This is a genomic window from Streptomyces virginiae, assembly GCF_041432505.1.
Lineage (GTDB): Bacteria > Actinomycetota > Actinomycetes > Streptomycetales > Streptomycetaceae > Streptomyces > Streptomyces virginiae_A.
In genome coordinates this window covers 4,263,204-4,279,773 of the sequence record NZ_CP107871.1, presented here as the reverse complement: position 1 = coordinate 4,279,773, position 16,570 = coordinate 4,263,204, and the positions used below count along the sequence as shown (strand labels likewise).

The following is a 16,570-nucleotide window of genomic DNA, read 5'->3' as shown; positions in this document are numbered from 1 at the left end:
CGGAACGGGCGGCTGGCCATTGGGCCATCCTGCTGTGGTGTGGGCCAACCTACCGGCGTTTGGCTCTGGACCGTGTTGCGATCTTCCTGGCGCCCGAGGCGTTCATGCGCATTCGTGCGAACTCGATGCTCACATCGAAGCGCTGAGCGACCTCGTCATCGGCAAGGTTGTCGAACGCGGCCTTGATCGCGGCGGACTTGGGGATCAGGAGTTCCGCGGAGAGGTCGTGTGCCTCCCGCTCCTTCACCTTCATCGCCGGGTCCAGGCTGCGGCACCCGCCATCGCTGACCAGAACGCCAGTGAACTCGTGCTCAAGAAGGAGGTGCCCCATTTCGTGCGCGATGTTCGATCGGAGCCGCTGCGATGTATGCGACGAGTTCACGAGGATGAAGCAGCCTGTCCCTGCCGGGACCAGGGCGGCGGACCACTTTCCTGCACCGGCGGAACTGAAGTACTCCAGCGCCGCCGGTGAGCAACCGTGAGCGGCGAGGTCGCTCAGGCCGTACACGCGGACACCCCACTCATCGGTCAGGCGCGTGAGGTCTAGGGGGTCGTGGAGGTCGACTTCGATCCGTCGACGCTCCTCGAGCGCCAGTTCTTCGAGCGCCTTTTTGGTCCACCGAGATCCCATGCTCACCCCACAGTGGAGTCGCGGTCGGAGGCGAACCGACGCATTGCCGCTCCGATCACTTCTTCCAGGTACCGCACGTCTTCTTCACCCAGATCGCTGCGGGCGCGCAGGAGCGGGGCGAGTTGCACCAGCAGCTCCGGCTCGGCGGTGGGCTTGCCCTCGGCGTCGCCGCCCGAATCGATCATGAAGTTTTCGGCCGGCAGGGAGAGCCACTGCACGAGGGCGGCGAAGGCGTCCACGTCCGGTCGGTGGCCATTGGCTAGCCGGGTCATGGTCGAAGGGCTGACGCCCACCTCTCCTGCCAACTGTCGCCACGAGAGTCCTCTCGTGGTCCGCGCGGCATCGAGGGCCGCGTACAGAGCGGCCACGTTCACGCGGTTCCTGGCCATCGCCCTCCTCCTCTTGGTGTGGGGGTGTTGCCTCCTTTCTATCAGTGTTCGACATTTCAAACACCCCCGTGCTAGCGTGATCACGAGTGTTCGACATCTCAAACGATGCGAAGATCTCGAAACGCAGGCGTGCCCGCCTCTTACCAGGCGGCACCGGTACACCAGAAACGAGGAACGCGATGGACACCGTCATCGAGCCGACGGCCGGCCAGAACGAGCGCCGCCCCGTCAAGGTCACAGTCACCGTGAACAACCAGCCCGTGATCCTGCCCAGCCGTGAGCTCACTGGCCTGGAGATCAAGCAGGCAGCGATCGCCCAGGGCGTACCGATCGACACCGGCTTCCAGCTGTCGGTCAAGCGGGGGAACGGGCGCTACGAGGTCGTCGACGACGACGAGCAGATCCGGGTCCACCCGAACCAGGAGTTCCTGGCCGTGCCCCCGGACGACAACTCGTGAACACCCTCGCTTCGGCAATCACCGAAGCCGTCGAGGCCGTCCGGGCCCAGTTCACCGGTCACCCGGTCGAGGTGGTTCCGGACGGCACCGGCGGTGTGTTCGTCACCGTCGAGGACGTGCCGGTCGGCCCCTCCTACGCTCCGGCTGTCACCTGGCTCGGGTTCCAGATCAGCGCCGCCTACCCGGACGCCGACGTCTACCCCCACTACGTCGGGCCGCTTTCCCGTACCGACGGGCAGTCCCATGGACCGGCAGTCCAGTCGACGGGCTGGCGCGGCCAGCCCGCACTGCAGATCTCCCGCCGTTCCAACCGTCGAGACGCGATCGTCGACAGCGCGGCACTCAAGGCCGAAAGGATCCGCCTGTGGCTCGCCGACCAGTGAACCCGCCCGCCGAGGGATGGAGTCTGACCATCCCCCACCGCCTCTGGACGGAGCTGTCCGCGCATCTGTTCCCGTTCGGCGGTGGGGCCGTGTTGCTGGCCGGCCATGCCGAAGGGGCGCGGGGCCCGCGGCTGCTGGCCTATGACCTGATCACGGCCACCAATGACACCGCCTACATCCCTGGCGAGTACGGCCACCGCGCTCTCGCCCCATCGTTTGTCCGGGATGCGGCAGTCCGTGCCCGTGACGAATCTGCGGCCTACCTTGCGGTCCATGCCCATGGGGGGCTGGATCGGGTTCGCTTCTCCTCCGTCGACACCGCGAGCCATGAGCGTGGGTATCCGGCCCTGCGGCAGATCACCGGACAGACGGTCGGTGGGCTCGTCTTTACCCCACACGCCGCTGCGGGGGACCTCTGGCTTGCCGACGGCAGCCGCACACCCTTGGCCGAGACCGTGATCCCGGGAGGCAATCTGCTGCGCCTCCGCCCCTGTCCGGTCACTGCCACGCCCGCCGGGCCGGGCCACGATCGGCAGGCCCGGCTCCTGGGCGACGTCGGGCAGGCGACGCTGAACCGGCTCCGAGTTGCAGTCGTCGGCCTGGGCGGTGTCGGCAGCATCCTCGTCGAAGAACTTGCCCGCCTGGGGGTTGGCACGCTCGTCCTCATCGACGACGACACCGTCGAGGCCACCAACCTGCCTCGCCTCGTAGCTGCCGGAAAGGACGACATCGGCCAGCTCAAGACCGACCTCGCGGCCCGGAACGCGCAGCGCGCCAATCCCCGCATTCGTCTGATCCCCAAGGCCACACGCGTGGAGCACCCAGAGGCCCTCAACGAGCTGGCGCTCTGCGACTGGATCTTCCTCGCCGCCGACAGCGCATCCGCCCGCCACTGGGTCAACGCCACCGTTCAGCAGTTCCTCATCCCAGGCGTCCAAGTAGGCGTCAAGATCCCCGTCGATTCCGCCGGCTGCGTCGGCCAGATCCACACCGCCACCCGGATCATGCTCCCCGGCGACGGTTGCCTGTGGTGCAACCGGCTCATCGATTCCACTCAGCTCGCGATCGACATGCACCCCAAAGCCGAACGGGATGCTGCCCGCTACGTCCCGGGTGTCCCGGTGCCCAGCGTCATCACACTCAACACCCTCGCAGCTGCCGAGGCACTCAACCACTTCGTCCTGGCCGCCACCGGCCTGCATGATGACGACCACGATCACGCCGCCGTCATTCATCGCCCCCGTACTCGCCAGCGCGATCTGCAAGACCCCCGCCAGGACGCGAACTGTCGGTGGTGCACTCCGGCTGGCCGCCTCGGCCGTGGTGACAGCGGGAGCGTCGTGCAGACGGCCACCCTCTAACCAAATATTCGTACGGGGGTCAGGGGCGTCCTGACCTGCGGCGCAGCGTTCGGTGCGGCCACGCACGGACGGGCCCGCACGGACGCGAATGAGACCAGAACTGAGCCCAGGGAACCGCGGCCGATCAGGGACTGAGGTCCACGCTGAGGCAGTCGTTCGAGTCCACCGCCATCCCGGTCGGGGTGTAAGCGATGACACCGTGTTCGGTCCCGGCCAATGCCCGCATCGCGGTGCAGCGCTGACCGGCGTCGCCACTGGTGTACTCGATCACAACTGAGTCTCTGCGGTCGGCTGGGTCTTCTTCCTCAGGATTGCCGGGCAGGATGTAGGCCGCCTTCACGTCCTGGACGCGCTTCACCCAAGGGGGCACTCCGGCACCGTAGCTGGGGGCCACGCGTGGGGTGGGCGTGTCATCGGCCTGTGGCGTCGCCGCAGTCGTTGGTGAAACCGTCGAGGGGCTGCTCGGTGCTGGAGGTACCGCCGACACGTGCGGAGTCGCCGAAGCGGCCTCGTCCGGGTCGTTGCCGCCGGCGTCAAGAAGGAATGCCAAGGCGATGACGGCGATGAGTCCTGCACCCGCGAACAGGCCAGCCCGGGAGAGTGGTGGCCCCGCAGCAGCAGGTGGCGTCACGGAGGTCAGTCTGTCCGGAGGGACGGATAGCTCGCTTCCCGTGCCGAGCATCCGTATCTCGACCTTGCCGTCGGCGGCGTGACCAGTGACGTTGGCGCGGTTCCCCAGGTACAGGACGATCGAGCCGACTGGGAAGGGCTGTGGCGCAGGCGTCAAAGCGGAACCTTTCGATTACAGGTGTGTTGGCTGGCTTCAGTCACTGAGGCCGAGGATCTCCAGGTGGCCCGCGAAGCTGTCGGCCAGGCTGGCCAGTACGGCCTTGTCCCTGGCCGCGGTCGCGCGGGACGGGAAACCGATCACACCAGTACCGGTGTGCGCGCTCGCGCCTTGAACGAGCAGGAAAGGACGGCTGCCGCCGTCGTGGTCGGCATTGGTGAACCCGTCCCGCACCAAGTCGGGCGCTGCGTGATGAAGGATGGAGGTCTCGATCTCGCCGGCGTGCATGATCGGAGGATCAGCCCGCAAGCAGGGCCTCGATCGCGGTTGCGGGAGTCGCGCAGCGGAATCCTGTGTCGTCGTCGAGCATCTCGGCGGAGGCGTCGTTGAATACGGCGGGGACGGCTCGGGCGAAAGGGCTGGTCCAGGCGCCGGCCTTGAGCTCGTAGCGGCCTGGCTCGGAGCGGGTCGAGCACCACTCCCAGGTGTTGCCGCAGAGGTCGTAGACGCCGTACGGGGAGACGCCACTGTGGTAACGGCTGACTGGGGTCGTGGAGCCGATGCCGCTCTCGCGGGAGTTGCACTTGGCCGGGGTGTGGTTGTTACCCCAGGGGTACGAGTCGCCGCGGGCGCCGCGGGCCGCCTTCTCCCATTGCTGGGCGGTCGGTAGTTCCTTGCCCGCCCATGCCGCGTAGGCCGAGGCGTCGTGCCAGGTGACGAAGACGACCGGGTGGTCGAGGATAGCGTCGGGACACTTGCCGCGGTGCCAGTGCTGGGGCGGCTCGTGGCCGGTGGCGGCCACGAAGCGGGCGTAGTCGTTGTTGGTCACCGGGTAGACGTCGATGTAGAAGGACGGGAGCCAGACTGGCTCGTTCTTCTCGCCGCACAGGAATGTGCCCGCCTCGATGAGGGCCATGCTTTTGCCGTCGCGAGGGTGACGGATCTTGTGCTGCTGTGGCTGGGCCCCGGGGCTTGGAGCCTCCTGGGCGGGGAGCACCGTGCCCAGCGAGCGCGCGAGGCTCGCGAACCGCTCGTGGACGTCAGGTGCGGAACTGGAGAGGAGCGTGTCCAGAGCCGCCTGGTTGACCTGCCTGAGCCGGATCGTGTCCTTGCGTGATTCCCACTTGGACACCATGCGATCGCTGACACCGAGGCGCGTCGCGAACTCCTCGGTGCTCATCCGCGATGCCTCGCGTAAGGCCCGGACCTCCAGTCCGGACCATCGCTCAACTGTCGCCACTCCAGGACTCCTTGTTGCCGGCTGTTCCCGACCAGCTTAGCCAGTTGGAGCCCGGCTTCGGAGCGCTACAACAAGTCGTCTTCGATCTCCGTGTACTCCTTGCGGAGTGCGTCGATGATCGCGTGGGATTCGGGTAGCTCGATGCTGTCGATCGCGCTGACGGCCCGGACACCGATCGCCGCGTTGGTGGCGAACGCGGCTGTCATGTTCGGCAGGTCGTCCAGCCGGACCGTTCGCTCATCGTGGTCGTGGGCACCCTTGAGGAGCTCCATGGTCACGCCGACGAGGCAGTCGGCGTTCGGCCAGATCACCCGGTTGCCGTCGAAGAAGCCGATGTTCCAGGTGCCTCCCTCCGAGATCACCCCTTCCTGGTCGACGAAGAGCGCGTCGTCGAATCCGCTCAACTGTGCCTGACGGCGGTGATGGAGGGTCGCGAAGAGGCCGACGCTCTTGACGCTCGGGAGGTCACGTACGTACGTCGTGGACTGGACCCTGAGCGGCGGCAGTGGAAGGGCGCCCGCCGATCGGGAGGTCACTAGTACGTGCGGGTCTTTGGCCTCGCTCGGGTGGCCGAGGTCGAGTCGGGGGTCGAAGACGGTGACGCGGACGGTCGTGGACCCGGTCTCAGGTGCCGCGCGGCGGGCCAGCTCGCGGACGCGCTGCGGGTCGAGGTCGACACCGAAGAGGGTTCGGCAGTCACGCCGGAGCCGCTCCAGGTGCAGAGAGAGGCCGCGTACGCGGCCATCGTCCACGCGCATCGAAGTGAAGTGGCCGTAGTTGGTCAGGGCCAGGTTCTGAAGCTGAGACGGCTCGACTGGTTCTCCGTTGAGTTCTGCCATGCGGCCAGAGTGCCATCTCGTGCGGGGCTCTCAGCCGTGAAGGGCCTGGCAGGACGGCCTAGTTCGGTGAAAGTTCGGTCCTGGGGCGGTGGGAGGACGTTCCGGCGGAGCGGCCCGGCCAGCAGCCTTGTGATGCGAGCACGAACCCCGCCACCGCCTCTCCGGTGTCGGTACGTCGGCTCCGATCGCGGTGGGTGCGCCCTGCATGAGCTCGGGCGAGAGGCGACCACCGTCGCGGCGATCAACGTCTGGTCTGTCTCGGAACAGCTCCGAGCAGTGACAGCACAAATGGGAGCAAAGCGGATGCAAACCGACTCTCGAATGTCTCGGGTGACAGCGACCCTGATCCCCAGGCAGCAGACCCTCCGCTGTGTCGAAGAGCCGACGGGGCGATCCGCCGTCGGCGATGCCCGCCCCGCCACCCGTCGGCACAACCTCGTCGTGGTCGGCTTCGACGAGATCGTCGCCAACAAGTACCTGCCCTGCATCAGGGCCGCCGTCGAGGCAGGCCACGTCGACTCGTACTCCGTCATCGACCTGGAGTCGGAGCGGGCGACGATCGAGGAACGCATCCAGGGAGCCGACCTGAAGCCTCGGGAGGTCGTCTACCTTCCGGAGTCGGGCCGTGGCTCGACCGCGCAGCAGGACCAGCCGGAGCTGATCGGAGCCGCCCTCCGGCAGCTTCGGCAGCCCGAGCTGCCGATGAAGGTGTACATCGCGACCGAGGTGCGGGCGCACGAGGCGTACCTGCGCTACTGCGTCGAGAACGGCATCGACTCCCTGGTGGAGAAGCCGGTCTTGGCTCCGCTGGTCGACGGCCGGTTCGCGCCGTCTCGCATCACCGACGTCATGGAGGAGCTCATCGCCCAGGCCGACCGTACCGGTGCCAAGCACTCCGTGATGACCCTGAGCCGGTACCACCGCATCTACAACGGCGAGGTGCTCCGCTCGCTCGAAGAGAGGGTGCGGGACTGGCAGGCTCCCGTCACCTCGTTCCACCTGCGAGCCGCTGGCGGCGTCTGGAACCTCCAGCACGAGTACGAGACGCGGGACGATCACCCCTACCGGTACGGCTACGGGATGATGATGCACGGGGCCTACCACTACGTCGATCTCGCCGTGCAGTGCCTGTCCCTCAACAAGCTGGTGTTCCCCGACCGCCGCTTCAGGCTCGAAGTCAGCTCATTCGGCGCCTTCCCGGCTGACCAGCACCTCCGCCTCCCGAAGCCGGCCGCCAGCCGGTTCGCGGACGGGCACCCGCGCTGGCCCCACGCCGAGAGCCCGGCGGCCTTCTTCGGCGAGACGGACATCACCGCCACGTTCCGCCTGGTCGACGTCGCGTCGGAGCGCACCCTGACCATCGGGACGCTGTCCTTCGAGCAGACGACGCCGTCCATCCGCAGCTGGCAAGACTTCCCGGACGACGTCTACAACAAGAACGGCCGCACCTCCAGCGTCGACCTCGAAGCGCAGCTGTCGACCCTCTACTCCGCGCACGTCCACTGCTACGACGTGCCCCGCGGGCAGAACGCGGACAAGATCGACGCCTTCGCCCGGCTGACCACGAGGGCGAATGCCTCCCTGCTGCCGGACGAGCAGTACACGACCGTCCAGACGTTCGACGGGCTGTTCCACAGCGACAGCAACCGGCAGCTCATGGAGAACTGGCTGCGCGGGACCGAGAACAGGAGCTCGCTCTCGGCGCACCTGCTGCCGATGAAGGTCACTGAGGCGCTGGCGTCCTCTCTGCTCACGCCCGGCCGGCCCGTCGAGATCGCCGAGTTCTAGATACCTCCCCTCATCCAGCCCTCCAACCCCAGGCGGTACCCCTTGCCCGTACAACACTCGAAGGCGTCCCTCCACGCCTTCTACGCCGCGGCGTTACGGAACGGCCGGAGCACCGCAGAGAGACTGCGCGCACCCGTTTCGCCGCGATTCCTCGCCCTGCTGGCCGCCCTCCCCATCAGCACCCCTCGCCGCGCCCTGGACGTCGGGTACGGTGCCGGCGCGTACACCGTCGTCCTGGCAGAGGCCGGTTTCACCGTCGTCGCGGTGGACCAGGCCCCGGCCGAGCCTCTGCTCCAGCTGCTCTCACAGCGCCAGGACCTTGCTGAGCGGGTCACGGTGGTGGAGTCCCTCATCGAGCAGTACCCCGTCCAGGAGGACTTCGGCGTGCTCGTCGCCAAGGACGTCCTCCACTATCTGTCGCGAGACGACGCGGAGGCCCTGCTCGCCCAGGCCGTACAGGCTTCCCGCTCAGTCAACGTGCACTACCTCGAGATCTTTACGGCGATCTCGCGGAAGGACGCCCACGGTGCTCAGATCAACATCGAAGGCGAGGCCCGGTACACGCCGAAGTCCCTCGCCCGCGCCCTGGAGCGGATCTACGAGGGCTGGGATCTCACCGTGAGCTGGGACGACCACACCGAACAGGACACGCGCTCTCGGCGTACTTACTTCGCAGCGACTCGCGCGACGGTCATCGCGGTGCGCAGGCGCCCGGCTCCGGTCGGCGCTGCGGCCATGAAGGGAAGGGCGGCCTCGTGACAACCACGCACGCTGGCATCAGCTTCGTCGTCCCCTGCCACAACGCGGGGGACTACCTCATCGAGGCAGTGGAGTCCGTCGTCGAGCAGTCCCTTCGACGTCCGTACGAGGTGGTCATCGTCGACGACGGATCGGACGACGACACGACCTTGAAGGCCATCGACACCTGCGCTGAGATGCCCGGCGTACGCGTCCTCCGGCTCGCCCAGCGCCAGGGGCACCACGTGGCCCGGAACGCCGGCGTGGCAGCCGCCCGGATGGAGTACGTGATGCAGGTGGACGCCGACGACCGGCTGGCCACTGAACCACCCCTCCTCAAGCACGGGTCCTACCCGGACAGGGCGGCGCAGATCCTCGACTCCGAACCCGACACCGCGTTCGTACACACGATGTCGTGGATGTTCGGTGCCTTCGAGGGGTTCACCATCTCCTCGTATCCGTGCCACGAAGACCTGGTCGTACGCAAGCACCACGTTCCCACGTCGATCGTCTGCCGCCGGGCTGACGCCCTTGCGTGTGGTCTGTACGACCCGAAGGTGCTCAAGTGGGGGGACTGGGCTTTCGCGGTCAACCTGCTGGCCAGCAGGTTCAGGCGAGGGGCGGGCAACGACATCCGGTGTATTGTCGGCCCCTTCTACGAGTACCGGGTGCACTCGCGGGTCGAGCGCGTGTCCGACGCGGAAGTCTCGGAGCTGGACATGACGCGCCTCGTCGTGGAGAAGAACCTCGACTTCTTCCAGGACAGGCTGGACCGGAACGACGGCGCTGCCGAGATCGCCCTCGACGTGCTGGAGCAGAAGCCGACGCGCCTCGACGACCTCCTGTACATGGCGAACTTCGATCTCCACCAGGCTCAGATCGTCGCGGAGCAGCGCGAGTTCACCCTGTCGAGTCCGTACGAGACGCTGGGGATTCCGTAGGGACCGTGTCCGAGGCCGGAGACCCCGAAGGGGGCCCAGACCATGCGGTCTGGGCCCCCTTCGGGCGTGTTCCGGCGCTTACTGCGGCGGCAGCTTGTCCAGCTGGGCCTGGAGCCGGGCGATGTCCGCCTCGGCCTTGGCGAGGCGGCCCTTGATCTTGTCCACGACGTTGTCGGGGGCCTTGGCGATGAACGCCTCGTTCCCGAGCTTGGCCTCGGCCTGCTGCTTCTCCTTCTCGGCGGCGGCCAGGTCCTTGCTCAGCCGCTTACGCTCGGCCGCCACGTCGATCGTGCCCGACAGGTCGAGCGAGACCGTGGCACCGGCCACCGGCAGGGAGGCGGTGACGGCGAAGCCCTCGCCCTCTGGCTGGAGGCGCAACACCTGGCGGATGGCGGCCTCGTGCGGGGCCAGCGCCGTGCCGTCGAGCTCCAGGCGGGCCGGGACTTTCTGACCGGGCTGAAGGCCCTGGTCCGAGCGGAACCGGCGGACCTCGGTGACGACCTGCTGAACCAGCTCGATCTCCTTCTCCGCGGCATCGTCGCGGAAGCCAGAGTCCTTCGGCCACTCGGCGATGACGACCGATTCCCCGCCCGTCAGCGTGGTCCACAGGGTGTCCGTGACGAACGGGACGATCGGGTGGAGCAGCCGCAGGGTGACGTCGAGAACCTCGCCCAGGACGCGGGCCGAAACCTTGGCCTGCTCACCACCGTCGAAGAACGTCGTCTTCGACAGCTCGACGTACCAGTCGAAGACCTCGTCCCACGCGAAGTGGTACAGAGCATCCGCGAGCTTGGCGAACTGGTAGTCGTCGTAATAGGCGTCCGCCTCGGCGACGACCTTGTTCAGCCGCGACAGGATCCAGCGGTCGGTCGCCGAGAGCTTCTCGGCCGGCGGCAGGTCACCCTCGACCGTGGCGCCGTTCATGAGCGCGAAGCGCGTCGCGTTCCAGATCTTGTTTGCGAAGTTCCGGGACGCCTGGACCCAGTCCTCGCCGATCGGGACGTCGACGCCCGGGTTGGCGCCCTTGGCCAGGGTGAAACGCAGCGCGTCCGAACCGTACTTGTCCATCCAGTCCAGCGGGTTGACCGTGTTCCCGAACGACTTCGACATCTTCTTGCCGAACTCGTCGCGGACCATGCCGTGGAACGCGATCGTGTGGAACGGCGGCTGCCCGTCCATCGCGTACAGGCCGAACATCATCATCCGGGCGACCCAGAAGAACATCAGGTCGTAACCGGTGACCAGGACGGAGTTCGGATAGAACTTCTCCAGGTCCGGGGTCTGCTCCGGCCAGCCCAGCGTGGAGAACGGCCACAGGCCGGACGAGAACCACGTGTCGAGGACGTCGGTGTCCTGCGTCCAGCCCTCACCCGTGGGCGGCTCCTCGTCGGGACCGACGCAGACCAGCTCACCGTTCGGGCCGTGCCAGACGGGAATGCGGTGGCCCCACCACAGCTGGCGCGAGATGCACCAGTCGTTGAGGTTGTCGACCCAGTCGAAGTAGCGCTGCGACATGTCGGCCGGGTGGATGTTGACCCGGCCGTCGCGAACCGCGTCACCGGCGGTCTTGGCGAGTGTCTCGACCTTGACCCACCACTGCATGGACAGGCGTGGTTCCAGCGTCGTCTTGCAGCGCGAGCAGTGGCCGACGGAGTGGACGTACGGCCGCTTCTCGGCGACGATCCGGCCTTCGGCGCGCAGGGCGGCAACGATCGCGGAGCGGGCCTCGAAGCGGTCCAGGCCCTGGAAGGGGCCGTGGACGGTGATGATGCCGCGCTCGTCGAGGACCACGATGGATTCGAGGTTGTGGCGCTGGCCGATGGCGAAGTCGTTCGGGTCGTGCGCCGGGGTCACCTTGACGGCGCCGGTGCCGAACTCCGGGTCGACGTGGGTGTCGGCGACGACCGGGATCGTGCGGTCGGTCAGCGGCAGCTTGATGCGCTTGCCGACCAGGTGCTTGTAGCGCTCGTCCTCCGGGTGGACGGCGACGGCGGTGTCACCGAGCATCGTCTCGGCGCGCGTGGTGGCGACGACGATGGTGTCCTCGCCTTCGCCATACTTCATGGAGACGAGCTCGCCGTCGTCGTCCTGGTAGTCGACCTCGATGTCGGAGATGGCCGTCAGGCAGCGCGGGCACCAGTTGATGATGCGCTCGGCGCGGTAGATCAGCTCGTCGTCGTAGAGCTTCTTGAAGATGGTCTGGACGGCACGGGACAGGCCCTCGTCCATGGTGAACCGGTCCCGGCTCCAGGCCAGGCCCTCACCAAGACGCTGCATCTGGCCGGCGATCTGCCCACCGGACTCGGCCTTCCACTCCCAGACGCGCTCGACGAAGGCTTCGCGGCCCAGGTCGTGGCGGGACTTGCCCTCCTTGGCGAGCTCGCGCTCGACGACGTTCTGGGTGGCGATGCCGGCGTGGTCCATGCCCGGCTGCCACAGCGTCTCGTAGCCCTGCATGCGCTTGCGGCGGGTGAGGGCGTCGATCAGCGTGTGCTCGAAGGCGTGGCCGAGGTGGAGCGATCCGGTGACGTTCGGCGGCGGGATGACGATGGTGTACGCAGGCTTCTCGCTCTTCGCGTCGGCCTCGAAGTACCCGCGCTCTACCCAACGCTCGTACAGCGGCCCCTCTACCTCGGCCGGCGCGTACTGGGTCGGCAGTTCGGGGGCGCTGTTCGGCCCACTGTCGGGGCGCTGAGTGTTGTCGGTCACGACGGCCATTCTAGGCCCGCGCCATCGCCGCCCTCACCTGACTTTCCATGGGCGAGCTGGCTGTCACCGGGACACAAAGGTGGCCGCACGGATGAGATTCAAGTGTGACCAAGAACACGCCCGTGCGGCCGATGTTCATCGTACCCCGCTCGGCCGGAGGTTCGGTACGGGGAGAAGGTCGAACTGCTGAGACGCCACCTTGATGGGCTGACGATGGCCACCGGGGCGCGCGGTGCCCGGTGCCTCGTACAGCAGGTCGGCGGCCGGGCAGGGGCCCGGCCGCCGGTTCTGTTTTGGCGCTTTCCCCTTGTGGTCAGTTCCTGCGGGTGAGGAATCGGCCGCCGTCTGCGGCGGCGATGGTGAGGAGGCTCTCGTACTGGTCACGGTCCTCGTCGGTCATGTAGGGGATGACGGCTTCGGGGTTCTGGGTGAAGTACTTGCGCAGGAGATCGAGCGCGTCGTTCAGGGCTTGATCGGCGATCTCCTGGGTCACCTCGGTGTGGATCTTGGCTCCGGCGGCCTGGAACTCTTCGAGGGTGGCTTCGTTGGCAATGGACTGTTCCCTCTTGGTGAAGGGGCGCCCGTCGAGGTGGTGGAAGGTGCGTCCGGGGTGAGCGAAGTCCATGTCGAACAGCAGGGCCATGATGTGGGGGCGCAGGGGGGTTGCGGGCATAGAGGTGCTCCTCAAGGGGGTGGGGTGGGTGTGCATCAATGGTCTGGAGAATCCCCGGTTTGGCTAACCGGGGATCATCGGTTACCTTCAGCCGCTCTTGTCCGGTCAGCGCCGTCGGGTTGAGTTGCTTGCTGCCTTGGCTGCTGGCTGTGCGGCGGGTGCCGCCGCAGGTGTGCGCCTGTCGCCGCGGGCAGGCGGCTCGTGCGGAGCTTCGGGTGCGGCGGGCAGGTGGGCGCTGCGACGTAGGCGCCAGACGAGGACATCGCTGATCGAGGTGGCGGTGTCGAGCTCGCGCCGCTGGGTGGCTTCGGCGAGCAGGGCGGCCGGGTCGTGTCCGGCCTTCTGGGCGTCGGTGAGGGTGGCGACGAGGGCGGGCCAGCCGGGCTCGGCCAGGACTCGTTCGGCCAGCTCCGGCAGCGCCTGGCGGACGAGGGCGGCTTGCCGCTGTTGAACATGCAGGGTCAGGCGTTGGCCTCGCTGCTGGAGGACGCCCATGGGCTGGGTGGCGGCTGCCTGGTAGGCGGCGCGGAGGTGTTCGGCGGCCTGTCGGGCGGCTGCTGCCTGCTGGGCGTGGTGTCTCTTGGCGTGCCAGTTCGCCGCCGTGGTGGCGAGGAAGAACGCCATGTCGATGAGCATGGCGGTGGTGGCGCCGTCCTCGCCTTGGCCGAGGGAGGGCCCGCTGTGGACGATGTCGCGGGCGGCCTGCCGAAGAGCACGGTCGTGCCCTCGTACGGCCTTCACATGAGAGCGGCTGGCGCGTTCGAACGCGAAGGCTGCCTCGCGGAGTTCCTTTCGGGTGTGGGCGGCGGAAGTTTTGGCGAGCGCGTCGAGGACTTCCGCGGCGGCGGCGATGTGGGCTGCTGCCGTGCCGTCGTCGCCGCGGTCGATGATCAGCAGTGCCTGCCAGGTGGCGGCGGTGGCCCTGCGCCGCGCGAACGCGGGACCGGTCACCGGCGGCAGGGCGGGCGACTCGTGGCGGCTGTCGTTTTCCGGGGCTTCTGTCGGCGTGGTGAAGCGTTCGCGTATGCGGGGCAGGGAGAGGTCTGGGGCGAGCTTCGATCCGGAGTAGTAGACGGGGTCGCCGTGCTTGTTGCGGTCGTCGGGGAGGGCGACGGTGTAGCCGAGGAGGTCCCCGGACGGTGCGACGCGTTGCCGGATGAGGAGGCCGGTGGCGGCGAGGCGGGCGAAGAACTCTTCCTCGCTGTGGGCGCCGGCGACTGCCTGGCGGACGGTCTCGCGCAATGTCTCCCTCGGGGTGCGTTCCTGGTTGTGGCGGTTGGCCTTGTGGCGTTCGGCGCTGGTGGGGCGGCGTGCGGCGGTGCCGTCGCCGGTGTTGAGGCGGCGCATGTTGTGGTCGGCTTCGATGTGGCGGGCTTCGGCCTGGGCGCGTTTGGCTTCGTTGTGGCGGCGGGGTCGGCGGCCGTCTTCGCGGACGGTGGTGGCGATGATGTGGATGTGGTCGTCGGCGTGGCGGACGGCTGCCCAGCGGCAGCCAGCGGTGTCGTCGTCGGGGGCTATGCCGGTGGCGGCGACCATGCGGCGGGCGATGTCGCCCCACTGGTCGTCGGTGAGGATCGGGTCCTCGGGTGCGGCGCGTACGGACAGGTGCCAGACGTGCTTGGCGGGGCGCCGCGATTCCGGCAGTGCCTGGACGGGCTGGTCGAGAAGCTGTTGCAGGTCCTCGTATGTGGCGTGGGGATTGCGGCCGGGGTCGGGGGCGAGGGCGTCCCAGGCGGCGACGAGGTGGGGGTCGGTGTGTTCCTCGTGGGTGCCCGGGCCGTAGAGGTAGCGGATCAGGCCGATGGTGCGGCTGCCCATCTTGTGGACGCGGGGGATCATCCGGCGGGGGTCTCCGTCTCCAAGTAGCGCTGGGAGAAGTCGTCCACGCGCTCGGCGGTCCGCCGGACGGCTTCGAGGACTGCCTCGGCGTGCGGGGCGTCGGCTCCGGAGTTCAGGACGGTGGCAACCTGGTTGAGGTTGTTGCCGATCTGGCCGAGGGCCCGGCGCAGGGCGAACAGCTCGCTGACGATCTCCCGGCGGGTGGCGATCTCGGCTTCGGTGCGGTCGAGGTCGCGTGCGGCCTTCAGTGCGGCGTGGGCGAGGAAGCCAGCGACGCTCATCCTGCAGACCGAGGCCGCGTCGGTGAGGAGCTGGTATTCGTCGTCGTTCAGGCGGCAGCTGGGCTGGTGCATGCGCTTGTTCTCGGCGCGCAGGCGTTCACGCTGGCGCACGTGCGACGAGCTCGACGTGGTGTGCGTGCAGTGGGCGGTGTGGCATGTGTGCTGTCCGTCCCCGCCCGGGTGCGGTCCGCCCTCGGGCGCATCCCGAAGGACCGGCGCCCCCTGGCGCGGGTCCCCTCCCGCCACCCTGGGGGCGGGGGAGCCCAGAGCATTGCTCCCGACGGGAGCAATGCTCTGGGTACAACTTGCTGCGCTCTTGTAGCCGGTGGTCATGTGCTGCTGGGAGGTGGGGAGTTCGTGGTTCGGGTCGTGCATGGATCGGTTCTCCGTGGGGTGCTGGTGCCGGGTGCTTGGCTGTGTGCTGCCCCGTGCTCGGCTGAATGGGGACACGGGATGCGCCGGAAGGGCAGGGTCGGTGCCTTTGTGGGGGGTCAGACGGTGCCGGCGGGGGTGGCGGCTTCGTCGATTGGCCCGACCTTGTAGCCGCCGTCCGCGACGGGCTGGGTCTGGCCTGTGCGCTCGGCCTGCAGTTGGTTGCGCAGGAGGCGGGCTGGTTTCTGGCCGATCCGTAGTGTGGTGCGCAGACGCTCGGCGGTCAGCTGGTCGTCGCTCCAGTCGGCGGTCAGGAGTCGGGCCTCGTGGAGGACTTCGGCGTCGGTGCGGTTGCGGTGGGCGGTCGGCTTGGCGGCGGGGACCCGACCGGTCGCCCGACGCGGCGCCGACCCCGTCGACTCCGCCACGGCGGCCGACCGGGGTGGTCGGGCAGCAGGAGTGGGGGACGGTGTATCGGGCTCGGTCGGCCTCGTCACGGGTGGCTCGGTGACCTTCAGGGGGGTCGACTCGGTCGGCTGCTCGGGGTCCGGTTTGGCCTGGTCAGACCTCGACCGTGGGGCCTCCTCGCCAGCCGACTGGTCGGCTTGCCGGTCGCCCGACTGGTCGGAGGCCATTTCTGCGGGGTCGGCCGACTCGGGGGTGTGGTGCAGCACCTTGGCCACGAGGTCCGACCCGAAGTAGATCGACCCGACCGGGAGCGAGGTCGCCAGCAGTACGAGGGCCAAGTTCGCGGGGTCCCAGTCGGCCAGCCGGCCCCACTGGACCGAGGTGGTGTGCAGGGCCGGAACGAGCCCGTGCACGTAGTTCAGCAGGAGGCTGGCGATCGTGTAGGCCGCCAGGACCCGCAGCGCGAACGTGCGGTCGGCACCGGTCAGCATGAGCGCGGCGACTAGCGCGAGGGCCATCAGCCCGTCGACCACGATCGGGTAGAGCAGGGCGGCGGTGGAGTCTGCGCCGATGGCGCGGGCCACGTCGGACAGCGCGTTCCACGAGACGCGAAAGGCCATGAGGACCACGGCCACCAGGCCGATGACGAGGGCGATGCGTGCGCTGCGGTTCACGCGACGGGCCCCGGCGGGTGCGGGTGCTCGGCGGGCGCCGGCAGGATCGTTACTTTGGC

Annotated in this window: 17 protein-coding genes; 6 read left to right on the top strand and 11 right to left on the bottom strand. The window is 68.2% G+C overall.

All coding sequences use genetic code 11. The annotated features are described in order from the left end of the window. Positions 1 to 49 precede the first annotated feature (49 nt). Both OG624_RS19935 and OG624_RS19930 read right to left on the bottom strand, forming a co-directional pair. Positions 50 to 631, bottom strand: coding sequence for an ImmA/IrrE family metallo-endopeptidase (locus tag OG624_RS19935; RefSeq protein ID WP_371588071.1), 582 nt, complete (start codon positions 629 to 631; stop codon positions 50 to 52). Positions 632 to 633: 2 nt separating this feature from the next. Continuing rightward, complete coding sequence (locus tag OG624_RS19930) at positions 634 to 1,020, bottom strand: helix-turn-helix domain-containing protein (protein ID WP_371588070.1); 387 nt, start codon at positions 1,018 to 1,020, stop codon at positions 634 to 636. A 179-nt stretch (positions 1,021 to 1,199) separates the two neighbouring features. Here OG624_RS19930 and OG624_RS19925 point away from each other — a divergent pair, with 179 nt between their 5' ends. From OG624_RS19925 to OG624_RS19915, 3 genes are read left to right on the top strand one after another with little or no spacing between them, the layout of a single operon-like run. Then, on the top strand, positions 1,200 to 1,478 hold the full coding sequence (locus OG624_RS19925; protein ID WP_371588069.1) for a multiubiquitin domain-containing protein: 279 nt from the start codon (positions 1,200 to 1,202) through the stop codon (positions 1,476 to 1,478). Beyond that, positions 1,475 to 1,861: a hypothetical protein gene (locus OG624_RS19920; RefSeq protein ID WP_371588068.1), complete on the top strand. Its 387-nt coding sequence runs from the start codon at positions 1,475 to 1,477 to the stop codon at positions 1,859 to 1,861. The genes OG624_RS19925 and OG624_RS19920 overlap by 4 nt, the downstream gene beginning before the upstream one ends. Next, complete coding sequence (locus OG624_RS19915) at positions 1,843 to 3,222, top strand: ThiF family adenylyltransferase (protein ID WP_371639671.1); 1,380 nt, start codon at positions 1,843 to 1,845, stop codon at positions 3,220 to 3,222. The genes OG624_RS19920 and OG624_RS19915 overlap by 19 nt, the downstream gene beginning before the upstream one ends. Positions 3,223 to 3,346: 124 nt before the next feature. On the opposite strand, the gene OG624_RS19910 is transcribed toward OG624_RS19915, so the two are convergent. The 4 genes from OG624_RS19910 to OG624_RS19895 all read right to left on the bottom strand — a co-directional run bounded on the left by OG624_RS19910 (position 3,347) and on the right by OG624_RS19895 (position 6,088). Continuing rightward, entirely contained in the window at positions 3,347 to 4,009 is a 663-nt protein-coding gene (locus tag OG624_RS19910) for a hypothetical protein (RefSeq protein ID WP_371639670.1), read from the bottom strand. Positions 4,010 to 4,045: 36 nt separating this feature from the next. Then, entirely contained in the window at positions 4,046 to 4,297 is a 252-nt protein-coding gene (locus OG624_RS19905) for a creatininase family protein (RefSeq protein ID WP_371639669.1), read from the bottom strand. A 10-nt stretch (positions 4,298 to 4,307) separates the two neighbouring features. Further along, positions 4,308 to 5,249 (bottom strand): SUMF1/EgtB/PvdO family nonheme iron enzyme, encoded by a 942-nt coding sequence (locus OG624_RS19900; RefSeq protein WP_371639668.1) that lies wholly within the window; start codon positions 5,247 to 5,249, stop codon positions 4,308 to 4,310. Positions 5,250 to 5,314: 65 nt separating this feature from the next. After that, positions 5,315 to 6,088, bottom strand: coding sequence for an aminotransferase class IV family protein (locus OG624_RS19895; RefSeq protein WP_371639667.1), 774 nt, complete (start codon positions 6,086 to 6,088; stop codon positions 5,315 to 5,317). Between the two features lie 330 nt (positions 6,089 to 6,418). Here OG624_RS19895 and OG624_RS19890 point away from each other — a divergent pair, with 330 nt between their 5' ends. Genes OG624_RS19890 through OG624_RS19880 form a run of 3 tightly spaced genes read left to right on the top strand, consistent with a single transcriptional unit; the run spans position 6,419 to position 9,555 of the window. Continuing rightward, complete coding sequence (locus OG624_RS19890) at positions 6,419 to 7,876, top strand: hypothetical protein (RefSeq protein ID WP_371639666.1); 1,458 nt, start codon at positions 6,419 to 6,421, stop codon at positions 7,874 to 7,876. Positions 7,877 to 7,918: 42 nt separating this feature from the next. Then, positions 7,919 to 8,635 carry a class I SAM-dependent methyltransferase gene (locus tag OG624_RS19885; protein ID WP_371639665.1) on the top strand — a complete coding sequence of 239 codons (717 nt, stop codon included), beginning with the start codon at positions 7,919 to 7,921 and terminating at the stop codon, positions 8,633 to 8,635. Beyond that, positions 8,632 to 9,555 carry a glycosyltransferase family 2 protein gene (locus OG624_RS19880; RefSeq protein ID WP_371639664.1) on the top strand — a complete coding sequence of 308 codons (924 nt, stop codon included), beginning with the start codon at positions 8,632 to 8,634 and terminating at the stop codon, positions 9,553 to 9,555. Before OG624_RS19885 ends, OG624_RS19880 begins: the two co-directional genes overlap by 4 nt. A gap of 78 nt (positions 9,556 to 9,633) precedes the next feature. Here the strand turns inward: OG624_RS19880 and OG624_RS19875 are convergent, their stop codons facing one another. The 5 genes from OG624_RS19875 to OG624_RS19855 all read right to left on the bottom strand — a co-directional run bounded on the left by OG624_RS19875 (position 9,634) and on the right by OG624_RS19855 (position 16,511). Next, positions 9,634 to 12,273, bottom strand: coding sequence for a valine--tRNA ligase (locus tag OG624_RS19875; RefSeq protein WP_371639663.1), 2,640 nt, complete (start codon positions 12,271 to 12,273; stop codon positions 9,634 to 9,636). 304 nt (positions 12,274 to 12,577) lie between these two features. Beyond that, positions 12,578 to 12,937: a hypothetical protein gene (locus tag OG624_RS19870; RefSeq protein WP_371639662.1), complete on the bottom strand. Its 360-nt coding sequence runs from the start codon at positions 12,935 to 12,937 to the stop codon at positions 12,578 to 12,580. 105 nt (positions 12,938 to 13,042) lie between these two features. Then, positions 13,043 to 14,776 (bottom strand): relaxase/mobilization nuclease domain-containing protein, encoded by a 1,734-nt coding sequence (locus OG624_RS19865; RefSeq protein WP_371639661.1) that lies wholly within the window; start codon positions 14,774 to 14,776, stop codon positions 13,043 to 13,045. Next, positions 14,773 to 15,432, bottom strand: coding sequence for a plasmid mobilization protein (locus OG624_RS19860; RefSeq protein ID WP_371639660.1), 660 nt, complete (start codon positions 15,430 to 15,432; stop codon positions 14,773 to 14,775). Before OG624_RS19860 ends, OG624_RS19865 begins: the two co-directional genes overlap by 4 nt. Before the next feature lie 116 nt (positions 15,433 to 15,548). Next, positions 15,549 to 16,511, bottom strand: coding sequence for a DUF2637 domain-containing protein (locus OG624_RS19855; protein WP_371639659.1), 963 nt, complete (start codon positions 16,509 to 16,511; stop codon positions 15,549 to 15,551). Between the last annotated feature and the right edge of the window lie 59 nt (positions 16,512 to 16,570).

Excerpts from the sequence above, each read along its gene's own strand:
- OG624_RS19935 (WP_371588071.1), bottom strand. The coding sequence starts at position 631 with ATGGGATCTCGGTGGACCAAAAAGGCGCTCGAAGAACTGGCGCTCGAG.
- OG624_RS19930 (WP_371588070.1), bottom strand. The coding sequence starts at position 1,020 with ATGGCCAGGAACCGCGTGAACGTGGCCGCTCTGTACGCGGCCCTCGAT.
- OG624_RS19925 (WP_371588069.1), top strand. The coding sequence starts at position 1,200 with ATGGACACCGTCATCGAGCCGACGGCCGGCCAGAACGAGCGCCGCCCC.
- OG624_RS19905 (WP_371639669.1), bottom strand. The coding sequence starts at position 4,297 with ATGCACGCCGGCGAGATCGAGACCTCCATCCTTCATCACGCAGCGCCC.
- OG624_RS19895 (WP_371639667.1), bottom strand. The coding sequence starts at position 6,088 with ATGGCAGAACTCAACGGAGAACCAGTCGAGCCGTCTCAGCTTCAGAAC.
- OG624_RS19875 (WP_371639663.1), bottom strand. The coding sequence starts at position 12,273 with ATGGCCGTCGTGACCGACAACACTCAGCGCCCCGACAGTGGGCCGAAC.
- OG624_RS19870 (WP_371639662.1), bottom strand. The coding sequence starts at position 12,937 with ATGCCCGCAACCCCCCTGCGCCCCCACATCATGGCCCTGCTGTTCGAC.
- OG624_RS19865 (WP_371639661.1), bottom strand. The coding sequence starts at position 14,776 with ATGATCCCCCGCGTCCACAAGATGGGCAGCCGCACCATCGGCCTGATC.
- OG624_RS19860 (WP_371639660.1), bottom strand. The coding sequence starts at position 15,432 with ATGCACGACCCGAACCACGAACTCCCCACCTCCCAGCAGCACATGACC.